Raw genomic sequence first — 22,774 nt, forward strand, 5'->3', positions numbered from 1 at the left:
CTAGATCACTCCCACGACGTTGACGGTCTGGGCGGTCGCCGGCTGGGCAACGCCTTTGCCGCTCCGCGTCAGCAGGAATGCCTGCGTCGAGCTTAGATTTTTCTGCAGCACGCTGCCGGCAGAATCATGCGCGTTCCAAATCTCCTGCGAGGCAGTGATGCGTGGCGCGCCTGGCTGGACAGTGGCGATGCCGGATCGCTCCCGCTGCATGCTGGCAAGGGAAGCCAGCATGTAGCCGGCTGCCTCGATGAGCAACGGGAAGAGGAAACGTTTCGGCAGCTTCACAAGCTTGAGCATCACGGTGCAGTCCTCGCTGGCGCCGAAGCTCGGTTCCAGAAGCGAGATGCGGATGCCGGACTGCGCCTGCGTGAAGCGTGCATTGTTCAGCACCTCGGATTCGGCAAGTGTCAGGTACGTGCCGGCCCCGAACCAGTCCTGCTCGATGCCGGCCGATGCGTCGGGCGTCGCAAGCGTAAGGTGGTGGTTGCCATTCTGCCCGGGCGCCAGGGGCGCACCTTCAAAGCGTTGGAGATCAAGACCGAAGGGTACGCGCCTCTGTTCCCAGATGATCGCGCCGACCGCGCCAACCACCGGAATATTGTTGACGAGCGTCGGGGTGCCCTGGCGCAGCACGACGCTGCGGTCCTCGCCCTCGCTGCGCGTGTTGTCGGGCTTGGCGAACTCGGGCGCCAGCAGCGCGACAATATTGGTGATGGCGGGAACCTGGCTGCCGCCACTGCTTCCGAGCTGGATGGTGACGCTCTCGGAAACTCTCACGAACAGCACTTTCACCGAGGCTCTTGCCTCGATGACCAGCGGTCCGGGGCCGCTCAGTTTGCCCTGCAAGCGCACGCCGCAAAGCGATTCGCCGAATATCTCGATATCGAAACCGGCATCGATCGTGGCGACGAAATAGAACGGCTCGAACTGGACCATGGCGTCGAAGCGGAGCCAGCCATGCGCGGAGATGGGACCTAGCTCGATGCCGGCTTCGACGGCGGCGCCGATCTGGAACGTATTCGACGTCAGCGCGAAATAGTTCTCAAGCTTGAACCAGGCGATGCCCACCGAGGCACATGTGCCAGCGCGGGCGAGGCGCGGCAGTTCGAGCCCACCCGGATTGAAGGATGGGTGGAAGCCGCCGACGCTGAACAGGAAATAACCATTGTCGCCATAGGCGATGCGCAATGCGATGCCGCCGGTGATCTTGAACACTTGCATCACGTGCGAATTGACGAGCACTGCGTCGAAATAGATCAGGCTCTTGGTGAGATCGATGCCGCCGACGAAGTCCATGCGCAGGTAGACGAGGGCGAACTCTTCCGAGCCGATGACCAGCCGTGCCGAGCCGGCGATGAAAATCTGCCGCGGCCCCGGAAGCTCGATGAAGATTCCAGCATCGAGACGAAGCAGTTCGAGCCATGAGATCTGGAAGGTCGGCCCCACCAGGAACACGCCGCGCGCCGCCGGGAAAAGGCGCGGAAGCTGGCCGATGACAGTCAGGGCGTTGTTGGTCGGATTGTCGCAGAACAGGATCTGACCGCTTGTTCCCGAGGCAAGCTGTTCGCGCAGCACGTCGGTATCAGCACGCCGGTTGATGCCGACTAGCCCGCCAACGCCGGTGATGGCGAAGCCGAAGCCGATCTGCACGCCCGGCAGCGGCAGCCTTATTCCGAGGATGCCCACGAAGGCCGGTGCGCCGTCCGCCTGTCCGAAAAGCGCGAAGGCGTCGACGCCGATGCCGACCACCTTCAGTTCGAGCCCGCCGGCATATTCGTCGTTGCCGAGCTTGGCGAGGAAGCCGCCCCCGGCCACCGGGCCGGCCTCCAGCGAAACGCCGAGCGCGGTAGGGCCCTCAATGCCGAGGAAACCATCGTCCCAGTGCCCGAACCAGGCGCCCATCCCGTCGGCCACGATGCGCACCGGCCCGAATGCGCCATTCGCGCCGAAGTGCAGGACAATGCGCGAACGCAGGCTTTCGCCGGCAAGCTTTGCCTCGATGCGGACCAGAACACGCTCGATCGTCAGGCCGGCGGCGCCTCCGCCTACGCTGAGATTGACAGGAACGGTGAACTCGGTGGCCAATGGCGGCAGGCCCGCTTGTCCACCCATCGTCTGCAGGCCGACGCCCTGCAGGTAGCCAATCGAGATCTCCGTTTGAAACCGCACCTCGGCAGGGAGCGAGACGATGCTGGAAAGCAGACCCAAAGGCTTCGTCGAAAAAACGAAGGACACACGCTCGACGATCCCCCGCAGGCCGAAGAGCGGCGAGCCTGCCAGCACATTTGGTTGCAAGCGAAGAAGCAGCCGCGCCGGACCCACCTCCAGCCTTGTGTCGCCGGGTGGTCCAATGATCGCCGCCCCGCCTTGTGGATCGAACCGCAAGCCGGCCTCGAACACGCCGCTTGAGGCGAGAGCGGGATCGAAGGATCCGTTCTTCATGACGAGGCGGTAGGTCTGCGCTCCGGTATCGGTCGTCGATGCAACCAGCCGGATGCCGCTGCCGAGGTCGAGCGAACCTGCCACGAAGGCCGTTGCATTGCTCAATTTGAGCTCGACGCCGAGGCCGTCCAGCCTGTTTGCGCCCAGAACGTCCGGCCCGACTATTGCCAGGTAATCCGTTAGGAGCGCCGCGCCTTCCGCCGCCTTGGCCTTGAACGAGGACACGTCCAACGGCGGCGTGATCGGCATACCAAGCTTGAGCGGCGAATTGATGAGATCCTGGACGAGCTGGATCAGATCGACTGCCCCGGCGGGATGAGGGTCGGGCAGCGCAGCATATCCTTGCTGCGCATATTCCAGCTTCAGGAGCTCGCGCGGCGAAAACAGCAGCAACCCGGTGAGTACCTGGGCGACTTTCAGGTCATCGAGGTCCTGTATGCGCGAGAGCAGAACCGCCAGGGTCGTATCGCCGGGCGAGCGCAAGAACGCGTCAAGCCGGTTCCAGGCGAGGCGAAACGCGAAGGCGCGTGGGTCGAGATCGCGAAACTCGACCTCGATCAGGCCCGCCAACGTCAGTGCCTCGGCCAGCCGGGGCGCGCGAATCTGCAGCGCGCGGACGATGATGGTGTCCCTGACCCCTACGTCGTTGAGCACGCCGTCGATCGTATCAAGCCAGTCCGCTATGCCGTTGTGGTTCGGATCGAGCTGGATCGCAGTGAGCTTGTCCTTGATATCGGCAATGTCGCCGAGCTTGCCGGGCGGCGCAGGATCACCTCCCGCCGGGTCCCCCTCGAGGCTTTCCTTGAGGAAATCGATAATCAGTTGAACCAGCGAAGCCACGGCGACTTGTCCCTCTCTGCACGATGGTCACGCCTGTCGCGACCGCTTCCACGCGAAGTTCAGAAACCGAGGCCGATGCCGCCGTCGAAGGTGTAGGTGTTGAAAGAGTTTGACTCCACTGAACTTCCCGCCACCCACCGTGCGTTGATGAAGACGTGAAACGTGTATGTGCCGGGAGCTATCTCGTTCGGCGGAATATTGACGATGTGCGCCAGGGTCAACGCTGGCACAAGCCCGTCGACCTGCTCCTCTCCTTGCCAAACCGTAACGTTGCCGTTGCGGTCGCCGGTGATCTTGCCGGCCTCGCTGTACGGCCCGGCGACGAGGATGCTAGCGTTCCAGTCCGTCGACTGGACGGCAAAATCCTGGCCGGTGTAAGGCATCGTGGGGTTTGTTGATCTGGAGGCCAGATTCCTGCCTTGCGGCGTGAGCAGCGGGCCGAAAGTGAGATTCGGGTGCATGATGGGCCTCTCCGCAATACGAAGAACAAAGGCCCCTCCACATTCCCCATGGGAAGCGTATTACAGAATCCGGCGTTTGAGCAATCCAAATCGTCAATCCATCGCCAAGAAAATATTTGTTGGTGATTTGGGGGCGAAAGCAATACCAGTAAGACAAAGGTTTAGGCTCGTCGGTTGGCGCGTTTCATTAAGTATTGCCTAAAAATCTATGCTCTCGACGAGCTTCCGTCGCAAATTCAGAAACGCCCATCGCTTGGTCGCTTCATCGCGCGCCCGCGAATGAATTTCCGGTCAAAAATATGCGATGGACGCGCTGATCAACGGGTCCGAACTGCCGCCGGGAGCGTTCACGATTGCCGTCGCGACGCCGTTTCCAGGCGGCACAATAGCGACGATCCGCTGGTCACTCTGGACCTCGAACGACAGGGCGGCCACGCCACCAAACGACACGGCTGAGGCGAGCTGAAAGCCAATGCCGTCGATGTCCACCTGATCGCCACCCTGTGAATTGCATTGGGAAGGCGATATCGACGACACCTGCGGGATGGGCCAGAAGAATGAGATACCCAGTTCCGCAGCGGTCGTTTCTATGTCGCTCGCATAACCATACGTGCCTCCCGTCCCGCCCCAATGGAGCCCGACTACCTCGCCGAGGCCATCGTCGAAAAGTTCTCTGATATGCAGGAGGACCTGGCAAAGGAACGCAAGGCCACAACGCGCCTGTGGGCCAAGCAGGAGGCTCAAATACAAGGCGTAATCGAGTCGACCGTCGGGATGTACGGCGATTTGCAAGCTATCGCTGGAAAGGTGATGCAAGAAATTGAGGGCTTGGAGGTTCTGGCCATCGAAGCATCTCTGCCCGATGCCGAATAGGCAATCGGCATGGAGCCAACAGAAAAACGATTGGCAATCTGGAACGGCTTGCCAGACGAACAGGGGACGGACCAACACGCGCACGACGCGGGATGCGTTGCCATGACCGCTGTGCAGAAACAGGCATCGCAATAGTGCCCAATGCATTCGTTGCGTTTGGCGCAAACCGCCACTATGAAACGGACAATTTCGCCGACTGTCTTTCAAGCCGCCAGGAGAGTTTCGTGACAGAAGAAGCTGAAAGCAATGCCGACAACCTGATCGAACTCACTGCCGACGTCGTCTCGGCCTATGTCTCGAACAATCCGGTTCCGGTCGGTGACTTGCCGGCCCTCATCAGTCAGATCCACGCCGCATTGAAGGGCACCGGCGGCGGCGGTGCTGCGCCGGATAAGTCCGGGGCTCTCAAGCCTGCCGTGCCGATCAAGAAATCGGTCACTCCGGACTACATTGTCAGCCTTGAGGACGGGAAGAAGTTCAAGTCGTTGAAACGCCATCTCGCGACCCACTACAACCTGACGCCCGACGAATATCGCACCAAATGGGGCCTGCCAGCGGACTATCCGATGGTCGCGCCGAACTATGCCGCAGCGCGCTCGGCATTGGCCAAGACGATGGGGCTCGGCCGAAAGCCGAAAGAACCGGAAAAGCCGGCGCCGGTGAAGCGGACGCGCAAGAAGACCGCGGCCTGATTGCTGCAGATCCATCGGCCTATGTAGCCCGGACACAAAATAGGCGGGAGTAACCAGCCTTCCACAGGCGAAGCTGGGTTGAACGCTACCAAGGGTTGCCGATCAGACACTCTCAAGTTTTGGTGCGAGAATAAAATCGAAAACGGGCTCGGGCTGGTCAGGCTTTGGTTCTGGCAAAACCCGGGAAGTTACGGCTGCTTCGGCATATTCTGCAAGCGCGGCAGGTGTCATCCCGAGTGCGGACTCAAAGAGCCGGCTCGGCATCGTCACCACCTGACGAAAAAGCGCGGCAGCTTTTGTCGCATGGCGCACGGCAGCGACCCGCTTTCCCTCTCGGATTTTCACCCCGGCTGCGGCCAGCAGGATCAGTCCTTTGAAGAACAGGCGGTGCTGCGTGCTTCGTTTCGCAGCGTGCCAAAGAGGCTCCCAAGCCTCATGGGCTTCCCAGTAATAGCCGTGGTTGAAAAGGTCGATTCCCCATCGAAAGACATCCGAGCCCAGTGCTTCCGCAAGGGCGATGGTTACGGGCTCGTTTCGGTAGCTATGGCCTAAGGGGTCACGTACCGGATGTGGATGTTTGCCAGGCAGGTACGCATAGGTCGGAAAACTCTTTTCGGGCAGCAGGCGAGGACGAGACATCGGCCCAGCAAGCATGAAAGCGCGTTGATGGCAATTCGTGTCACATGGAGCTGACGGCATAGGCTTCGTATGTCAGAGCTGAGGCCATGGATGGGGCTGAGTTCCGGTTTCTGGAGATTTTCCTCCCAATTCCAGACTGCCAATTATGCGACTTTCGAAGCACAAATCATGAACATCCGTTGAGCCTGAACTTGCTAACTCAACGTCGGCTTTGCGCCTCATGCACGAACCCGCTGCGCGGGAGTGTCGCCTGGTTCTGAGATGGCGCGGTATTCATAGGCCTTGAGCGGGTAGAGCCCGCGATCCGACCATGGAGTTCCCTTCAACGAGAGGAACTTGCCATGGCTACCTTGTCGACCGATGCTCCGACTACGCCGCTTCGCCAGCGCATGCAGCAAGATATGCTGCTGCGGGGTCTGGGACCGCATACGCAGCAGGACTACGTTCGTCATGTCCGGCGCTTCGCCGCGTTCCTTGGTCGCGCCCCCGACACCGCGACGACCGAGGACATCCGACGCTTCCAGCTGTGCCAACATGAGAACGGCATGGGCCCTGCCACGATCAACGGTGCGGTCTCGGCGTTGCGATTCCTGTTCACGGTGACGCTGAGGCGGCGCGATCTGGCGCGCGCGCTGGTGGTCACGCGATATGCGCGCAAGCTGCCCGATGTGCTGAGCGTTGAGGAAGCGGCGCGGCTGCTCGAAGCGGCGCCAGGCATCAAGTACAAGGCCGCGCTCGGTGTCGCCTATGGCGCGGGCCTGCGCGTATCCGAGGTCGCGCATCTGAAGGTCGACGACATCGATTCGACACGCATGCTGATCCGCGTCGAACAGGGCAAGGGACGCAGGGACCGCAACGCCATGCTCTCGCCGCAACTGCTGGAACTGCTGCGGCTGTGGTGGCGCGAAGGCAAGCGGCGCGGGGTGATGCTCCCCCATGGCTGGCTGTTCCCGGGGCGCGGCTGCACAGCGCCGATCTCGTCGCGGCAGCTGCATCGCGCGGTCCAGGAAGCCGCCGAAGTCGCCGGCATCCGCAAGCGCGTCAGTCCGCACACGCTGCGTCACAGCTTCGCCACCCACTTGCTTGAGCAGGATGTCGACATCCGCGTCATCCAGGTGCTGCTCGGGCACAGCAAGCTCGATACCACCGCGCTCTACACCAAGGTCTCGACCCGGACGATCCACGCGGTCGCGGGGCCGCTCGACCGGCTGATGGCGCTGATGGAAGGCAAGACGCCTCCCGGCTGAACCGGTGCGGGCGGACCTGGAGGTCGCCGATATCTTCCGTGCTGCCGGCCCCGGATACCGGGTCGCCCACGCCGGGCATCTGAGCCTGCAGCAGCTCAAGGTCATGTCGGCGATCGAACACTGCCGCACCGCTGCATTGGGTGGTCATGTCGAAGCCTGTGCGGACTGCGGCCAATGGCGGATCGCTTACAACAGCTGCCGCAACCGGCACTGTCCCAGGTGCCAGGGCGCGGCCGCCCGTACATGGCTCGCCGAGCGCGAAGCCGACCTGCTGCCAGTCGGCTACTTCCACGTCGTGTTCACGCTGCCCGCCGAGGTCGCCGTCATCGCGTTCCACAACAAGGCGCTGGTCTATGATCTGCTGTTCAAGGCGGCATCGGAGACGATGCTGACGATCGCGGCGGATCCCAAGCACCTCGGCGCGCGCATCGGCATCACCGCCGTGCTCCACACATGGGGCTCGGCAATGACCCACCATCCCCATGTCCACATGATCGTGCCGGGCGGCGGCATCGCGCCGGACGGGTCACGCTGGATATCGTCGCGGCCGGCCTTCCTTCTCCCAGTCAGAGTACTGGGCAAGCTGTTCCGCCGTCTGTTCCTGACCCGGCTGGTCGCGCTGCACGACGCCGGTCGGCTCGCCTTCTTCGGATCGGCGGCACACCTGGCCGACCGTCGCGCCTTCCTGCGTCATCTGAAGCCTGTTCGCAGCAAGCGCTGGGTGGTCTATGCCAAGCCGCCCTTCGCCGGCCCCCAAGCGGTGCTCGCCTACCTGTCGCGCTACACTCACCTGCGGCGCGGCGATCAGGATGAGATTCAGCGTCAATCAAGATGAGACTCGGCGCAGGTGGTGTGACGCAGTGAGGGCGTAGCCCGAACGGAGTTACCGCGCCTGTCCCTGCAGGATCGTCAAGCCGCCGAGCAGGACGCGCAGCGGGGCGCCATGTCGCGAACACTGCCAGCGCCAGCGCTATCCAACCTTTGCCGGCGGCCAGTCTGATTTCTCGTTAAGCAGTCACTAAAGCAGTCAGCCCGCCTGCGGCCGGACGGCCGCCGCGAGAGCGCTTATGCGGCTGCGAGACCGGCAGCAGGATCCGCCGATGATCACGCTTTACGATACGAGCCGTCCGGCAATTGCTACAAGTTGCTCACAGCGGCATATTCCCTGCTCGAAGCGGTCTCTTCGACGTTTGCGGGAGATCATCCGCCCTTGCAACGGTCGGTCATGGACCTTCGCATTGCCTGACCGATACTTCCGTTTGATGGTCGCGCAGGCCGCGGCGGCGCAATCTCGTGTGCAGACGCCGTGTGGCCGTCCGCCGATCCACGGGGCCAGCGGCGGAGGCGGCCGATATGGCCGTGGCAAAGGCGATCAACAGGAGACAAACATGAGCACAAACATGAACGTGGACGACATTTCCGCTCGACCGGGGCCCGACGAGCTGGTTCCATCGCGCTACGCACTTAAGATCGGCGAGATTGACGTGCTCGTGGTCAGCGATGGGATCCTACCAATTCCAGCCCCGACCATCGCATACAACGTCGACCCGGCCGTCCGGACAGCCTGGCTGGAGGACGAATTCCTCTCGCCGGAGACGCTCGAGTGGCCGCTGAACGTGGCTGTGGTGCGCAGCGGCGACCAAACCATACTCGTCGACGCTGGGCTGGGGGCGGACCCGGAGTTGCACTTGCCGCGGGCTGGGCAGTTGATCCATCGACTGACGGCCGCTGGCATCGATCTGGCATCAGTGACTGACGTGGTGCTGACCCACATGCACATGGACCACATTGGCGGGCTGCTCATCGACGGCGTGAAGGAGCGGCTGAATCCGCACCTGCGGATTCACGTTGCAGCCGCTGAGATCAAGTTCTGGGAATCGCCCGATTTCTCCCGCGTGTCCATGCCGCAAGGGTTTCCAGACGCGCTTCGGCGGGCAGCCAAGCGATTCGTCAATGAGTACCGCAGCCAGCTGCGCCCGTTCGAAGACGAACACGAGGTGGCGCCGGGGGTGGTCGTCCGTCGCACAGGCGGCCACACCCCCGGGCACAGCGTGGTCCGTCTGGCGTCAGGCGGCGACCGGCTGACGTTCGCCGGGGACCTCGTGTTCCAGGTCGGATTCGACCATCCCGACTGGCACAACGGCTTCGAACACGACCCCGAGGAGGCGGCCCGCGTCCGCGTTAGTCTTATGCGGGAACTCGCGGCGAACCGCGAGCCGCTGGTGGCCACTCACCTGCCGTTCCCGTCGGTCTGCCATGTGGCGGTCGACGGCGACGCCTTTCGTTGCGTACCGGCGGTTTGGGACTACTGACCGCTTGCCGGGTGACGACCAACCTAGCCAATCTCCGTCGAGAGCCACCGCGCCATGATCATCTGTTCATGCAGTGTGTTGAGCGATCAGGATGTCCGCTCCGCCGTCGAGGCGGGGCGGACGCGCTCGATTAGTCAGGTCTATGGCTGTCTCGGCTGCAGTCCCAAGTGCGGCCGTTGCGTGCGCGGCATCCTGCAACGGCTGCGCGCGGTCCTCCCAATCGTGACTCGGCTGCCGCAGGCCGGCTTTCTGGGAGTGACGGCCGCTTGTTGAGTCAAGATCGAACCACGACGAACACGCGAGTTTGAACAACTGCTCGAGCGCCAAGGAGTCGCGGGTTGACGAAGGGGGCACGGACGCTGTCGCGCTGCAAAATGCGCGAGGGTTCGATTAATAGAGCGTTACCGCTTCCCCACACTCGCGGATCCCTGCGATTTTTCCATGGACATGATGTATTGTCTCGCTGCTGCTAAAGAGCAGTGGCGAACGGGAAAGTCTGACCGTAGACCGACTACGTTTTCCACGACGGGAGCCGCAGCTTTGCGCTGCGCATCTCGGTCGAAGAGTTCGATTTTGCTATTTGGCCGAAAGTCGCCCTCTCCGCCGACCTCACGCTGCTGATGAATGTGGCCTTCTGATCGCTCCCTGGCCGCATGTCGGTTGGCTAGCAGATGAGACACTGTCTCCTTGCTGACTAGAGTCCCCAATCTACGGATGCATCTATCCTAGACCTTCGCATGACATGACAGATGCTTCCGTTCGATAGTCTGGGCCCGCGCCCCGATGCATTGTCCGAACGACGGGAGCTGATGCGCCAGCGGTTGTCCGCTCGGTCAGGCAATCAACGCCGAAACGCCAACGAGGAAGTCGTCATGAAGATCGTGGTTATTGGTGGCACCGGGCTGATCGGCTCGAAAACAGTCGAGAGGCTGCGTAACAAGGGCCATGAAGTCTTCGCCGCGTCACCGAACGGCGGCGTCAACACCATTACCGGCGAAGGCCTCGCGAAAGTGCTCGCCGGAGCGCAGACCGTCATCGACCTGGCAAATTCGCCCTCCTTCGAGGATAAGGCAGTTCTGGAGTTCTTCGAGACCTCCGGCCGGAACTTGCTCGCAGCAGAAAAGCTGGCCGGCGTGACGCACCACGTCGCACTTTCGATCGTGGGGGCCGAGCGTCTGCCCGATAGCGGCTATATGCGCGCCAAGATTGCCCAGGAAAAGCTCATTCGGAGCTCCGGCATCCCCTACACCATCGTCCACTCGACGCAGTTTTTCGAGTTTCTTGGCGGCATCGCGCAGTCAGGAACGGTCGGCGACATCACCACAGTCCCGAGTGCCTATTTTCAGCCAATCGCGTCTAACGACGTCGCGGACATCATGACCGAGGTTGCGCTCTCGCCGCCGGTCAACGGCGCGATCGAGATCGCGGGTCCGGAGCCGGTCCGCATGAGCGAGCTTGTCGCGCGGTTTTTGAAGGCTACGAACGATCCGCGCAAAGTTACCGCGGATCCCCATGTGCGATATTTTGGCACGCTGCTGGACGACCACTCGCTCGTGCCAAGCGACCATCCGCGCATCGGCACAACGCGCTTCGAAGACTGGTTCAGCCACGCCTCGCTCCACGGATGATGTGTGGCCCGCGCGCCTCAAGGTCAAGCAGGATGAGACAATCCTGAAGCTCAACCTCCTTCGGGTCCAGCTATGAGACCGGCAGAAATAAATGCAGGAAATGATGAAATGCCTTACCATGTAAGAGAACAAGCTGACGGCAATGGTTCCTCTGGATTCTACGTCTACAACGACGAGAAATACATCGGCGGCCCGCGGTTCGAAGATTGTCAGGCTACGAACTACATCGAGACACTGACTGATGGCCGCTATATAGCAAAGGCTGACAGAACCACGGTCATGCGAGGCCGCAGAAGTAACGGCAAACTTGTACTGCGCGAGAAGCGCGATCATCAACCCCATCTGCTCGCGCCGCGTCCCCTCGGCGAGAGCCTGATCGCCGGCCGCCCCTCCCATCGGCTGGCGATCCCCCATCACACACTAGGAGCCAAGACAATGATCAGGACTACACTCCTCATCGCTGCTGTCGCAGCCATCTCCGCAACCGGCGCTCTGGCCGACGATTCGCACGGCCCCAGGGCCACGCTGGTCTACGACCAGCCGCTACCCAACGTTCCAGGCAAGAGCATCAAGGGCGTGCTTGTTGAATATGAGCCCGGCGGCAGTTCCCAGGCGCACACTCACGCAAAGTCGGCATTCATCTATGCCACGGTCCTCGAAGGAGCAATCAACACTCAGGTCAATCACGGTCCGATAAAGACTTATCGGGCCGGCGAAAACTTTTCTGAGTTTCCGGGTGATCATCACACCTTCGAGGAGAATGCCAGCAAGACGGAACGCGCGCGCATGCTTGCCGTGTTCGTTGTCGATACGAACGACACCAACCTGACGACATCCGAAAAATGAGCTCGACAGCAGGCGATCTCTCGGAGGATTTTGATGCAAATCGAACAACTCAACTCGATGACGAAGGCTCGCCTGATGGTGCTCGACGCCAATGCAGCGGTGCAAGTCGCTGCTCTTTCGCTTTCGAAGCCCGGTATTGGCCTCGTCGTCGTGTGTGACGACAATGGAGCGGCTGCAGGCGTGCTAAGCAAATCCGACCTCATCCGCCACCTCACCGGCGCAGGATCGCCGACGCCGCCGGCCTCGGCCGCACAATGCATGGATTTCCATAGGGTGCAGTCGGGTGGTGGGACTAGGTTACTGAGGTGAGTCCATCAGTCCAGATTCAATTCCTGAGCAAGTTGCTGCACGAAGCGCCAACAATCCCCTGAAGGGAGGTCTGCGCCGTGACTGATCATATTGTCTTCGTGGTAGATGATGACGAGCGCGTTCGGGAGGCTCTGAGCGAGTTGCTCGCTTCACACGGACTGCGTGCCCTCGCCTTTGGATCGGCTGGGCACTATGTCAGCGCGGACAAGCCAGACCTTCCAGCCTGCTTAATCCTCGATGTCGAGTTGCCGGATATCAGCGGGTTCGATTTGCAGAAGCAGATCGCGGGAAGGGATCATCCACCGATCGTCTTCATAATAGGGCATGGCGACATCCCGTCATCCGTCCGGGCTATCAAGGATGGCGAGGTAGATTTCCTGACCAAGCCTTTCAGCGATTCTGATCTCATGGCCGCAATTCGCGTGGCGATCGCCCGCGACCGAGAAATCAGATCGGAGCGCGCTGAACTTGGCGTGTTGAAGCAGCGCCATCAGGAACTCACGCCACGCGAGCGTGAGGCGCTGCCGCTTGTGGTGAGTGGCCTGCTCAACAAGCAGGCCGCCGCCGAGCTTGGGATCAGCGAGGTCACTTTGCAAATCCACAGAAGAAACGTCATGCAGAAGATATGGCAGCGTCCCTTGCCGATCTCGTGCGTATCGCCGAGCGACTGGAAATACCGATAACCCACTCGCGCCGGGCGGCAGGGAGTGAGCGTGAGTAAGCATAAACCTATTGTGGCGGTGGTCGACGACGATCCAAGACTTCTCGAGTCAATGGAGGAGCTCCTCGAATCCGCTGGCTATGTGGCCCGCAGCTTCTCGTCGGCGCAACAACTGTTGATCTGCGGGCTAACGGGGCTCGATGTGCTGATCACCGACATCGGAATGCCTGGCATGGATGGCTTTGAACTTCGTGACCTGGTGAACAGGGCACGCCCGGAGCTGCCGGTCTTCCTGATCACAGGTCGTCACGAGATAGTCAATCAGGACCGAGCGCAGGGGATGAGCGGGTTCTTCCGGAAGCCCTTCGATGCCCACGCCCTACTTGCGGCCATCGGCGAGACTTTGCGCAACCATGACGCGGAGGACGGACATGAGAGTTGACCAGCCGCTCTTATGGAGATCGGCGCCGTTATCGCAGCAGCGGAAGGGTGAAGCGGACCCGGTGCTCGTCATTATTGTCGATGACGATACGTCTGTTCGGGAGGCCCTGTCGGAATTGATCCTGTCGGCGGGTTTCCAGCCAGTCTCCTTTGCCTCGACCCGCGAATTGCTTGACTCCGATGTGTTGGACAGTCCAGGTTGCCTCATCGTCGACGTGCGCATGCCAGGAGCGAGCGGTCTCGATCTGCAGCGTCATCTGGCCCAAAACGGCAATCCCAAGCCATTGATATTCCTGACCGGGCATAGCGACATTCCGATGACTGTCCAAGCGATGAAGGCCGGCGCGGTGGATTTTCTCACCAAGCCTGTGCGGGACCAAACCTTTGCACTCATCGTCGTTCAAACATAACAAGAACACGGTCGCGCTGCGATGGCGATCGAACGGAGGACCGATGTGCAATGACTATCGATTGATGGTGGATGTCGCTTCGATCGTGGAGGACTTCGCCGACCTCAAGATCAAGATCCGTTTCGGCGAAGGCGCGCCGAACATCGAGGCGCGCGAGGATATCAAGATCACCGACGTGGCGCCGATCATCAGGACTGTCGATGGCGTCCGAGGCGAAGGCGATATGATGCAACGGCGCTGGAGCTGGCCCGGACCGAACAAGCGGCCGGTCTATAATTTCCGTTCGGAGGGCCGAGAATTCTCGTCGAACCGGTGCCTGATCGTGGCGGACGGCTTCTACGAGTTCACCGATCCGGAAGACCCCAAGAAGAAGCGCAAGGACAAGTGGCTCTTCACAAAGAAGGAGGAGCCGATCTTCTGCATCGCCGGCATCTGGCGTGAAACGCCTGAGGTTGGCGAGGCATTCACCATGCTGACGATGGAGCCAGGACCCGACATCGCGCCCTACCACGACCGGCAGATCGTCATCCTCGATCGCAGCGCGTGGGCGGATTGGCTCGACTCTTCGGTGTCGGCGAAGTCGCTCATCAAGCCCCTTCCCGGCACGCTGCAGGTGGAGCAAGTCGGATGAATGAACCGGTCGGCGACCGATGCCGATCAGGGATGGGGCACGGAACGCACCACCTGCCGGGCTGGCTTATCCTGCCGCTCACCTTGATACGAAACCTGACGCAGGAGATTGTCTTCCGTCCAGGTGAGATAGGCGACCTCGACCACCATTTCAGGACTGACCCAATGCACGCGCGACAGCTCAAGCGGCGAGCCGAACCGGCTCTCACGTGGCGGTGGGGCGTCGAGGGGCATTCGATCTACCTGAAGTGGTCCAAGCCGGCCAGCCAATCGCTTGAGCTCTGCAACCGTGATGCCCGTGCCGGCGCGGCCCGCATAGATCAGACGACCATCATCGGTGTAGTAGCCGAGAAGCAGCGAGCCGATATGCGGCCGGCTTCCTGTCGGATCGGTCCAGCCGACGACGATGAATTCCTCCCTGTTGAGACACTTTGACTTGACCCATAGGCCGCGATTGCCGGATGCATAGGCGCTGTCGATCCGCTTTGAGATAGCGCCCTCGAGTGCAAGCCGGCAGGCGTGCTTGCGGAACGCAGGCCCGTCGCCGATCACGTGATCGCTGAAGCGCAGGCCGGGCATGTAGGTCGAAAATAGGCCTTCCAGTCGCGCCTTGCGGTCGATGAGCGGCAACTTCGCAATGCTTTCTCCGTTCAGGAACAGAAGATCGAAAGCAAAGAAGGCAAGATCACCCGTGCGGCCCTCGTCCATAGCGGCCTGCAGGCGGCTGAAGGAGGTGACGCCGTCTGCCCGAACGGCGCACAGCTCCCCGTCGACATATGCGTCTTTCACCGGGAGCGCGCGGAGGGCCGCTATCGTCGCTTGATAGCGATGCGACCAATCGAGGCCGGTGCGGGTGAGCAAGCGGATGTCGCTGCCGTCGATCCGCGCGTGCATGCGGTATCCATCATACTTGATTTCGTGAAGCCAATCGGGGCCGTTGGGCGCTTCGTCAACCAGGCGCGTCAGCTGAGGCTCGATCCATTTCGGCGGATGCGTTTTATTCGGCCTTGTGGGATTCACCGTCTTGCGCGCCAATTGAGATAAAGCGTCGTCATGCGGGCCAGACTACCACATGATGACGGTATATCCGCTGCAGCTTCTATCGGAAGTCCCGCGTCTTCACCTTGATGCGATCGGTGTGCTCGTAGGGATCGACGATATCGCGCGTTTTCGGCATGCCGCGCGGATCGATGCCCGATCCGCCATGATGGGCCTCGTCACCGCGGCCGTGTGGCAATGGAAACGGCGTCTCGCGGTTTCCGACGCTGGCGAGTTCGGCCGACAGATCGGTCAACTCGTGGGCGACGAGATGCACGACCTCCCCTTCCCGCTGGATGCGGCCGCGCACGCCGAGCATGGCCGACGAGAGAAGCACGCGACGGAATTTCTCGAACACCTTGACCCAGACAACGACGTTGGCGGCGCCGGTCTCATCCTCCATGGTGAGGAACATGACGCCTTTGGCCGAGCCCGGCCTTTGCCGCACCAGCACCAGGCCGGCGGCCTCGAGCCATCGTTTGTCCCGCGCCTGCATGGCTTCCTGGCAAGTCACGATGCGACGCCGGCGTAGATCGGCGCGTAGAAACGACACCGGATGGCTGCGCAAGGTCAGCCCGATATGACCGTAATCCTCGACAACCTCGCGGCCGGCCGTCATCGGTCTGAGCGTGATGACAGGCTCGTGGATTTCAGGCACGGTCTTCTGTTCACGGGACGTGGCGGCCGCGAACAGCGGCAAAGGTTCATCGCGCAGCGCCTTAATCGCCCAGAGCGCATCGCGGCGGGCAAGGTTCAGATCCGGCAGAAATGCGTCGGCCTCGGCGAGCTGGACAAGTGAAAGCCGCCGGCACGCCGGCGCGGCGCCAGAGATCGTCAACCGAGAGGAAGGGTTCGTCGGCCCGCGCAGCGACGATTGCGGCCGCGTCATCATTGGCGAGACCCTTCACCATGCGCAGACCAAGGCGGACAGCGAAGCGATCTTCGGCATCGGTCGGCTCGAGCGTGCAATCCCAGCGGCTGGCATTGACGCAGACCGGACGCACCTCGACGCCATGATCGCGAGCATCACGCACGATCTGGGCCGGCAGATAAAAACCCATTGGCTGCGAATTCAGCAACGCGGCAGAGAAGACATCCGGATGCCAGCACTTCATCCAGGATGAGGCGTAGGCGATCAGAGCGAAGGAGGCGGCGTGGCTTTCGGGGAAGCCGTAGCTGCCGAACCCTTCGAGTTGCGAGAAGGTCTTTTCGGCAAACTCCGGGGTGTAGCCGTTGGCGATCATCCCGTTGATCAGCTTGTCGCGGAATTTCGAGACGCCGCCAGTGTGCTTGAACGTGGCCATTGCGCGTCGCAGCTGGTCGGCCTCGCCGGCGGAAAAGCCGGCGCAGACCATGGAGACCTGCATCGCCTGCTCCTGAAACAGCGGCACGCCGAGCGTCTTGCCGAGCACGCGCTCGAGCTCCGGCGTCGGAAACGTCACCTCTTCCTGGCCGTCGCGGCGGCGAAGATAGGGATGGACCATGTCACCTTGGATCGGGCCCGGCCGGACGATCGCGACCTCAATGACCAGATCGTAGAAAGTTCGGGGCTTCATGCGCGGCAGCATCGACATCTGCGCGCGGGATTCGATCTGGAACACGCCGAGCGTATCGGCCTTCCTGATCATCGCGTAGGTGCGCGGATCCTCGGCCGGGATCGTCGCCAGATCGAGGGCGATGCATTTGTGCTCGGACAGGAGATCGAAGGAACGCTTCATCGCGGTCAGCATTCCGAGCGCCAGCACGTCGACCTTCATGAATTTCAGCGCGTCGATGTCGTCCTTGTCCCACTCCACGACCTGGCGGTCCTTCATCGCCGCCGGCTCGATTGGCACGAGATCGTCGAGCCGGTCATGCGTCAGGACAAAGCCGCCCGGATGCTGGGAGAGGTGCCGCGGCGTGCCGGCAAGCTGGGACGCCAGCTCCAGTGTCAGGCGCAGCCGCCGATCGCCGAGATTGAGGTTGAGCTCGCCGGCGCGCTGTTCATCGACCGCCTCGCCATGGCCCCAGACCTGCGAGGACAGGAGTTTGGTCATGTCTTCGGGCAGGCCGAGCGCCTTGCCGACATCGCGGACGGCGCCCTTGGTGCGATAACGAATAACCGTGGAGCACAATGCTGCGTGATCGCGACCGTAGGTCTCGTAGACCCACTGCATGATGATCTCGCGCCGTTCATGCTCGAAATCGACGTCGATGTCGGGCGGCTCGCGCCGTTCCTGCGAAACGAACCTCTCGAACAGGAGGTTGTTGCGTTCGGGATCGATGGAGGTGATGCCGAGCACATAGCAGACCGCTGAATTGGCGGCCGAGCCGCGGCCTTGGCAGAGGATGTCCTGGCTGCGGGCGAAGCGGACGATCGAGTTGACGGTCAGAAAGTACGGCGCATATTTGAGCGTCTCGATCAGCCGCAGCTCGTGTTTCAGGATCTTGACCACCTTGTCGGGCAAGCCCTCGGGGTAACGGCGGGCCGCACCTTCCCAGGTCAGTTTTTCCAGTGCCTGCTGCGCCGTGAGGCCCGGCATCGTTTTTTCCTCGGGGTATTGGTAGGCGAGCTCGTCCATTGAGAAACGGCAGCGGCCGGCGATTTCGACGGTGCGCGCTAGCGCCTCAGGATAATTGCTGAACAGCCGTGCCATTTCATCGCCCGGTTTGAGATAGCGGTCGGCATGACGTTCGCGCCGGAAGCCGGCGTCATCGATGGTGACGTTGTGGCGAATGCAGGTGACGACATCCTGCATCATGCGGCGGGCCGGCTCGTGGAAAAGCACATCGTTAGTGACGACGGTGGGCACGCGCATCGCGGCCGCCAGGTTAGCCAGCTCGTAAAGCCGGAGCTGGTCGTTCGGACGCCTGCGAAAGGCGAGCGCCAGATAGGCGCGATCGCCGAAAGCCTCGCGCAGCCGCCGCAGCCGGACGGCGCAAAGATCATCGGCTTCGTCCGGCACGAGCACCGCGATCAGTCCCTCGCCATAGGCAACGACATCATCCCATTCGAGATGACACTTTGCCTTGCCGGCCCTGCCCTTGCCGAGCGAAAGCAGCCGGCAGAGCCGCGAATAGGCCGGCCGGTCCGTGGGATAGGCCAGGATCGACATTCCGTCGGCGAGATCGAGACGGCAGCCGACGATCAGCCGGACGCCTGTCGTCTTTGCCGCTTCATGCGCGCGCACGATGCCAGCAAGCGAATTGCGATCGACGACAGCGAGCGCCTCGATGCCAAGCAGTGCCGCCTGCGCAAACAGCTCCTCGCAGGATGATGCTCCACGCAGGAACGAGAAATGCGAGGTCACCTGCAGCTCGGCATATCGGGTTGCGCCAGTCATCCGAAGATCCCGTGCATGAACCATTTATGCGATCCGGTCGCGGCGTCTTCGCCGTCGCCGGCGCGGTAGACCCAGTAGCGCTCGCCGTTCTCGTCCTCGACCTGAAAATAATCCCGCACCGCCGCGAGCTCGGCGTCGCGCTTCCACCATTCTCCGAAGACGCGTTCCGGGCCGTCCGCCCGTTTCACGCGGCGGCGCACCCCGCGCCAGGTGAAGGTCACGGGCGGATGGTCGGGAAGAAGTGCTACCGTCTCGATCGGCTCGGGCCGCGGCAGCAGCCGCGACGGTCGCGGCCAATGGCCCGGCCAGCCCTCGCCGGTATCAGGCGCCATCGGGGCAATGCGCTGAACGGAGCGTTCGGGAACGTCGCTCTGCACGGGGGCGAAGCGATAGAGCCGGTCCTCGCCGGCACGGTTGGCGAGGATGTCGATCACATCCGAGACATCAGGTTCCGGCGCCTCGGCAAGTGAAGAGATCGTCTGTTTCGCCCGCAGCGGCTCGGCGGCAGTCGCGGCTAGCCGCATCTGCTCGATGCCAAATCCCGGGTCGATCGTCTCGATCTTGTCGGTGAGGAGCCGGGTCATGCGCTTCGTGTCGCGAACCGGCGTTGCCGTGCCGACACGGATCGCCTCGATGCGATTGTCGACACGGAAGAACAGAAGATCGAGCCGGCGCGCGCCAAGCCCCCGCGTCTCGAGGTCAATGCAGAGTTCCGCCACCAGCTTGCCTGTATAGCGGGCGATCGTCTCTGGCGCGCCGATCGGTTCGGCAAAATTACGGCGTACCTCGACGATCTCCTCCGGCCGGATCGGCTCGATCGGTTCGCTCACCCTCCCAAACGCCTGGTCGAGGCGGCGACCGGGTTCCGGTCCGAAACGCAGAGCGAGCGACGCGCGCGGCGTGCCGGCGAGGTCGGCGATTGTCTCGAATCCCAGCCGCCTTAGGCTGTCGATCGTCGCGGCGGGCAGGCGAAGCGCCGCGATCGGTAATGGCAGGATCGCCTGGGCTGTCTTGCCAGCTGGCACAACGATCGTGGCCCGGGTGCCGAAGCGCGCCAGCGCGTGGGTCGCCCCCCAGCTATCGGCGACCGCCGCCCGGGCTGTAATGCGGGCAGCGGCAAGCCGATCTACCATCTCGGCAAGCATTGCCGCCTCGCCGCCATGCAGATGGTCGGCGCCGGTCGTGTCGATGACGAGGCCGTCCGGCGGATCGGCCTTGACGATTGGCGCGTAGCGGCGCAACGCCCACAGCGCCAATCGCTCGAGCGCCATGGCGTCGGCATCGGGCTCGGCATCATGGACGATCAGGCCCGGGACCAGCGCCTGCGCCTTGCTCGCCGGAATGCCGATGCGCAGGCCCGCTGCGTGGGCTGCAGCATCAGCGGCAAGCACGACACGGCGGCGCCCGTCACGGCCGATGAGGACGAGCGGCGTCTCAGGCGGAGGCGCGGCGTCGCCCGATTTCCTTCTGAAGCGGTCTGTTGGCCACATCGGAAGGAAGAGCGATACGACCCTTGGCATCGCAAGCCTCCACTATGAAATCTGCACTCTCTCCTGCACGGCATCGGATCAGTTCAACGTGCCAGCGCGCCCGTCCAATCCCCGGCACCGGCAATGGTGTCGACGGCAGGACCGACACCCGCCAGCGTGTCTCGGCGGCGGTTGGCTGCCCAAAATCCGTTGCCTCCGTCTGCCGACGCCAGCGGCGGATGGCGATGCCGATGGCGCCGGAGCTTTCGGCGGCAAGCTGAAGCCGCCGTGAGGCCGTCATCGAAAGCCGGGCAATCTCGGCAACGACAGCGCCAAAACCTCCGCGAAGACCCTCTTCGAAACAGGCGAGAATGGATTTTTCGTCGCCGGCTTCGACATAGATTACCCGTCCCGGAGGAAGGCCGGCCTGTTCGATTGCAGGCGCGAAAAGATCGGGCCGGGTAACGCACCACAGCACCTTGCCCACCGTGCGCGCGGCAATACCGGCAGCGAAGAGTGCCGCGGCCGCGCCATCGACAGCGCCATTTCCGCCACCCGCGACCTCGTGCAGACCGCCAAAAGCCAACCCGCCTCCAGGCAGAACCCTGTCGATCGCGGCCACTCCGAACGGCAAAACCGTACGCTCGCGCGCATTTCCACCTTCGAGACGCGCGATGCGTTCTCGAAGCTCGGAAATGGCAACAGGGGGCGCCGATACACTCATCTGACCCTTGAAACGCGGAAAGCCTGGATATGTTCTACATTTGTTCTCGTCTTGGGTAAGAGTCAACCGGGATGATGTCGTGCCCTTGGGGAAGGAGGCATTCGATGCTCGGGGCCATATCCTCAATGCGAAAATGCGAGTTCCATTTTTGGAGTTTTAGGCGCCACGAGTGTGTCCGAAAATTGTAGCATATTTCGGACATGTCCATAGTTGAGCCCGATACCGACGTTCGCTCACGCCTGCTTGCCCGCACTGAGTCCAAACCGGACGAGGTCTGGACCCCCGGCGACTTCGCCGATCTCGGCGCGCGTGCCGCCGTGGACAAAACCCTGCAGCGCCTGGCAGCCGCAGGGGAGCTGCGCCGGATCGACCGAGGCCTCTATGACCGGCCGCGCACGAACAACCTGACAGGCCGCGCCACCGTGCCGGATTATCGCGCTGTGATCCGCGCCGTCACGCGCCGCGATCGGGCGCGTGCCGTCATCGATGGTATGACGGCCGCCAACGACCTCGGCCTGACGACCGCCGTCCCCGCCCGAATAGAAGTGCTGGTCGATGCGCGGTTGAAGCCAATCAAGCTCGGCACGCAGGAAATCCACTTCAAATACGCTGCCCCTAGCCGCCTCTATTGGGCGGATCGGCCGGGGATGCGGGTCGTCCAGGCCTTGCATTGGATGCAGGACATGCTGGCCCAGAAGGGCGAACGCAAGCGTATCCAGGCGACGTTGCGCCGCCTGTTTGCCGACCCCAAGCACGGCGAGGCCATCCGCGAGGACCTGCGCGCCGGTCTCTCCGCCGTGCCGATCTGGATGCAGGAGTTCCTCCGCGAAATCCTGAGGGCGGACCCGCACGAGGCGAAGCCATGAGTACTGATGCTTACCGCCAGATCATCGCGGCATCTCCACGTGACCGGCTCGACCTGTTCCTCGCCACGGCCAATCGGATCGGAGCTCCGGTGGGTAATGTCGAAAAGGATTTCTGGGTCTGCTGGACCCTCAATTCGCTCTACCACGAACGGCCTGAGGGGGAGCCGCGGATGGTGTTTTCCATATCGGGGATGACGCTTGCCAGCGAGTGGCCGTCATAAGGATTGCCTGGCAGTGCCTTTGAATTCCGTTCCAGACGCCGATAAGCAATCGACTAAGCAGATGGGGGTCACGAGCGCGGTCAACACGGCCCTTCGCTTGGTCGAAGGCGAATGCCGCGGCGAGCTCCTCGGTCTTGCGGCGATATCGCTCGACAAACCAGTCATGTGCGGGATGCTCGGGTGCGGACGACTCGGCCGACAGGATTGCGAACAGCCTGAGTGTTCCTGGGCGTTCGAGGCCCGAGCGGGCCCGCTCCAGGGTGGCATGCGCGACTCCCGTACTGCGCGCAGGCAGCGCCAAAATCGAACATCTCGTTGCCATCGGTCTTGTCCGCACGCTCAAGCACGGCTTCGAGGAGTTCAAACTTCGTCCCGAAGTGGTGGACAATGCTGGTCAAGCTCAAATCCGGCTCACGAGCGATGTCGCGCAGCGAGCCTCCGCGATAGCCGTGAGTGGCGAAGACCGTCGCCGCAGCATCAAGGATGTCGATGGAGCGCTGCGCGGATTTGGCATAAGGGCCCGCGAGAGCCGGCGTGATTTTGTATGGTCATCTTCACAACGATAGTCCGGCACTCGAGAGTTGGCCGCCTGAAGAAAAATGTAGCACCTATACATTTGAGTGTAGCTTCCAAATACCCACAGGGCGAGGCAAAAAGACCTCGGGGTGATTAAGGACGAAGCCCATGTCCGATAGGCCCGCA

Annotated in this window: 19 protein-coding genes and 5 pseudogenes; 15 read left to right on the plus strand and 9 right to left on the minus strand. The window is 62.3% G+C overall.

The genetic code is table 11. The annotated features are described in order from the left end of the window. The 3 genes from NKI95_RS18225 to NKI95_RS18235 all read right to left on the minus strand — a co-directional run bounded on the left by NKI95_RS18225 (nucleotide 1) and on the right by NKI95_RS18235 (nucleotide 4,280). Nucleotides 1-3,282: a DUF6603 domain-containing protein gene (locus tag NKI95_RS18225; RefSeq protein WP_352718639.1), complete on the minus strand. Its 3,282-nt coding sequence runs from the start codon at nucleotides 3,280-3,282 to the stop codon at nucleotides 1-3. A 59-nt stretch (nucleotides 3,283-3,341) separates the two neighbouring features. Further along, nucleotides 3,342-3,743: a hypothetical protein gene (locus NKI95_RS18230; protein WP_352718641.1), complete on the minus strand. Its 402-nt coding sequence runs from the start codon at nucleotides 3,741-3,743 to the stop codon at nucleotides 3,342-3,344. A 291-nt stretch (nucleotides 3,744-4,034) separates the two neighbouring features. Then, nucleotides 4,035-4,280: an IPT/TIG domain-containing protein gene (locus tag NKI95_RS18235; protein ID WP_352718644.1), complete on the minus strand. Its 246-nt coding sequence runs from the start codon at nucleotides 4,278-4,280 to the stop codon at nucleotides 4,035-4,037. Nucleotides 4,281-4,394: 114 nt separating this feature from the next. On the opposite strand from NKI95_RS18235, the pseudogene NKI95_RS18240 reads away from it, so the two are divergent. Together NKI95_RS18240 and NKI95_RS18245 are read left to right on the plus strand one after the other, a co-directional pair. Continuing rightward, a pseudogene (locus NKI95_RS18240) lies at nucleotides 4,395-4,616 on the plus strand (DUF2130 domain-containing protein); the annotation flags it as partial. A gap of 224 nt (nucleotides 4,617-4,840) precedes the next feature. After that, nucleotides 4,841-5,308, plus strand: coding sequence for a Ros/MucR family transcriptional regulator (locus NKI95_RS18245; RefSeq protein WP_352718647.1), 468 nt, complete (start codon nucleotides 4,841-4,843; stop codon nucleotides 5,306-5,308). Between the two features lie 102 nt (nucleotides 5,309-5,410). On the opposite strand, the gene NKI95_RS18250 is transcribed toward NKI95_RS18245, so the two are convergent. Then, the gene (locus NKI95_RS18250; protein ID WP_352718650.1) at nucleotides 5,411-5,962 is read right to left on the minus strand and encodes a DUF309 domain-containing protein; all 552 of its coding nucleotides are present in this window, start codon (nucleotides 5,960-5,962) and stop codon (nucleotides 5,411-5,413) included. Between the two features lie 326 nt (nucleotides 5,963-6,288). Between NKI95_RS18250 and NKI95_RS18255 the strand changes: the two genes are divergently transcribed. From NKI95_RS18255 to NKI95_RS18305, 11 genes and pseudogenes are all read left to right on the plus strand, one after another. Next, a complete protein-coding gene (locus tag NKI95_RS18255; protein ID WP_352718653.1) occupies nucleotides 6,289-7,194 on the plus strand; it encodes a tyrosine-type recombinase/integrase in 906 nt (301 codons plus the stop codon). A gap of 4 nt (nucleotides 7,195-7,198) precedes the next feature. After that, nucleotides 7,199-7,984 (plus strand): annotated as a pseudogene (locus tag NKI95_RS18260) (IS91 family transposase); the annotation flags it as partial. A gap of 598 nt (nucleotides 7,985-8,582) precedes the next feature. Continuing rightward, nucleotides 8,583-9,506 carry an MBL fold metallo-hydrolase gene (locus tag NKI95_RS18265; RefSeq protein ID WP_352718656.1) on the plus strand — a complete coding sequence of 308 codons (924 nt, stop codon included), beginning with the start codon at nucleotides 8,583-8,585 and terminating at the stop codon, nucleotides 9,504-9,506. A 54-nt stretch (nucleotides 9,507-9,560) separates the two neighbouring features. Continuing rightward, nucleotides 9,561-9,779, plus strand: coding sequence for a (2Fe-2S)-binding protein (locus NKI95_RS34450; RefSeq protein ID WP_502909189.1), 219 nt, complete (start codon nucleotides 9,561-9,563; stop codon nucleotides 9,777-9,779). Between the two features lie 599 nt (nucleotides 9,780-10,378). Continuing rightward, on the plus strand, nucleotides 10,379-11,134 hold the full coding sequence (locus NKI95_RS18275) for an SDR family oxidoreductase (protein WP_352718659.1): 756 nt from the start codon (nucleotides 10,379-10,381) through the stop codon (nucleotides 11,132-11,134). A 435-nt stretch (nucleotides 11,135-11,569) separates the two neighbouring features. Continuing rightward, entirely contained in the window at nucleotides 11,570-11,980 is a 411-nt protein-coding gene (locus tag NKI95_RS18280) for a cupin domain-containing protein (protein ID WP_352718760.1), read from the plus strand. A gap of 33 nt (nucleotides 11,981-12,013) precedes the next feature. After that, complete coding sequence (locus tag NKI95_RS18285; RefSeq protein WP_352718661.1) at nucleotides 12,014-12,289, plus strand: CBS domain-containing protein; 276 nt, start codon at nucleotides 12,014-12,016, stop codon at nucleotides 12,287-12,289. Nucleotides 12,290-12,366: 77 nt separating this feature from the next. Further along, a pseudogene (locus NKI95_RS18290) lies at nucleotides 12,367-13,010 on the plus strand (response regulator transcription factor). Then, nucleotides 13,003-13,392 (plus strand): response regulator, encoded by a 390-nt coding sequence (locus NKI95_RS18295; RefSeq protein ID WP_352718664.1) that lies wholly within the window; start codon nucleotides 13,003-13,005, stop codon nucleotides 13,390-13,392. Before NKI95_RS18290 ends, NKI95_RS18295 begins: the two are co-directional and overlap by 8 nt. Then, nucleotides 13,382-13,774 (plus strand): annotated as a pseudogene (locus NKI95_RS18300) (response regulator transcription factor); the annotation flags it as partial. The gene NKI95_RS18295 and the pseudogene NKI95_RS18300, both read left to right, overlap by 11 nt. Nucleotides 13,775-13,844: 70 nt before the next feature. Next, the gene (locus tag NKI95_RS18305) at nucleotides 13,845-14,432 is read left to right on the plus strand and encodes an SOS response-associated peptidase (RefSeq protein WP_352718667.1); all 588 of its coding nucleotides are present in this window, start codon (nucleotides 13,845-13,847) and stop codon (nucleotides 14,430-14,432) included. Between the two features lie 26 nt (nucleotides 14,433-14,458). Here the strand turns inward: NKI95_RS18305 and ligD are convergent, their stop codons facing one another. The 4 genes and pseudogenes from ligD to NKI95_RS18325 form a co-directional block, all read right to left on the minus strand. Continuing rightward, nucleotides 14,459-15,466 carry a non-homologous end-joining DNA ligase gene (gene ligD, locus NKI95_RS18310; RefSeq protein WP_352718669.1) on the minus strand — a complete coding sequence of 336 codons (1,008 nt, stop codon included), beginning with the start codon at nucleotides 15,464-15,466 and terminating at the stop codon, nucleotides 14,459-14,461. A gap of 64 nt (nucleotides 15,467-15,530) precedes the next feature. Continuing rightward, nucleotides 15,531-18,792, minus strand: a pseudogene (locus NKI95_RS18315) (error-prone DNA polymerase). Next, nucleotides 18,789-20,312 carry a Y-family DNA polymerase gene (locus NKI95_RS18320; RefSeq protein WP_352718672.1) on the minus strand — a complete coding sequence of 508 codons (1,524 nt, stop codon included), beginning with the start codon at nucleotides 20,310-20,312 and terminating at the stop codon, nucleotides 18,789-18,791. Before NKI95_RS18320 ends, NKI95_RS18315 begins: the two are co-directional and overlap by 4 nt. Next, nucleotides 20,227-20,985, minus strand: a complete 759-nt coding sequence (locus tag NKI95_RS18325; protein WP_352718675.1) for an ImuA family protein — start codon at nucleotides 20,983-20,985, stop codon at nucleotides 20,227-20,229. Before NKI95_RS18325 ends, NKI95_RS18320 begins: the two co-directional genes overlap by 86 nt. A 200-nt stretch (nucleotides 20,986-21,185) precedes the next feature. Between NKI95_RS18325 and NKI95_RS18330 the strand changes: the two genes are divergently transcribed. Both NKI95_RS18330 and NKI95_RS18335 read left to right on the plus strand, forming a co-directional pair. After that, the gene (locus tag NKI95_RS18330; RefSeq protein WP_352718677.1) at nucleotides 21,186-21,851 is read left to right on the plus strand and encodes a DUF6088 family protein; all 666 of its coding nucleotides are present in this window, start codon (nucleotides 21,186-21,188) and stop codon (nucleotides 21,849-21,851) included. Further along, complete coding sequence (locus NKI95_RS18335) at nucleotides 21,848-22,072, plus strand: hypothetical protein (protein ID WP_352718679.1); 225 nt, start codon at nucleotides 21,848-21,850, stop codon at nucleotides 22,070-22,072. Before NKI95_RS18330 ends, NKI95_RS18335 begins: the two co-directional genes overlap by 4 nt. A 161-nt stretch (nucleotides 22,073-22,233) precedes the next feature. Here NKI95_RS18335 and NKI95_RS18340 read toward each other — a convergent pair whose 3' ends face one another. Continuing rightward, nucleotides 22,234-22,611 (minus strand): TetR/AcrR family transcriptional regulator, encoded by a 378-nt coding sequence (locus NKI95_RS18340; RefSeq protein ID WP_352718762.1) that lies wholly within the window; start codon nucleotides 22,609-22,611, stop codon nucleotides 22,234-22,236. Between the last annotated feature and the right edge of the window lie 163 nt (nucleotides 22,612-22,774).

This window comes from Mesorhizobium sp. M0306 (assembly GCF_040321655.1).
Lineage (GTDB): Bacteria > Pseudomonadota > Alphaproteobacteria > Rhizobiales > Rhizobiaceae > Mesorhizobium.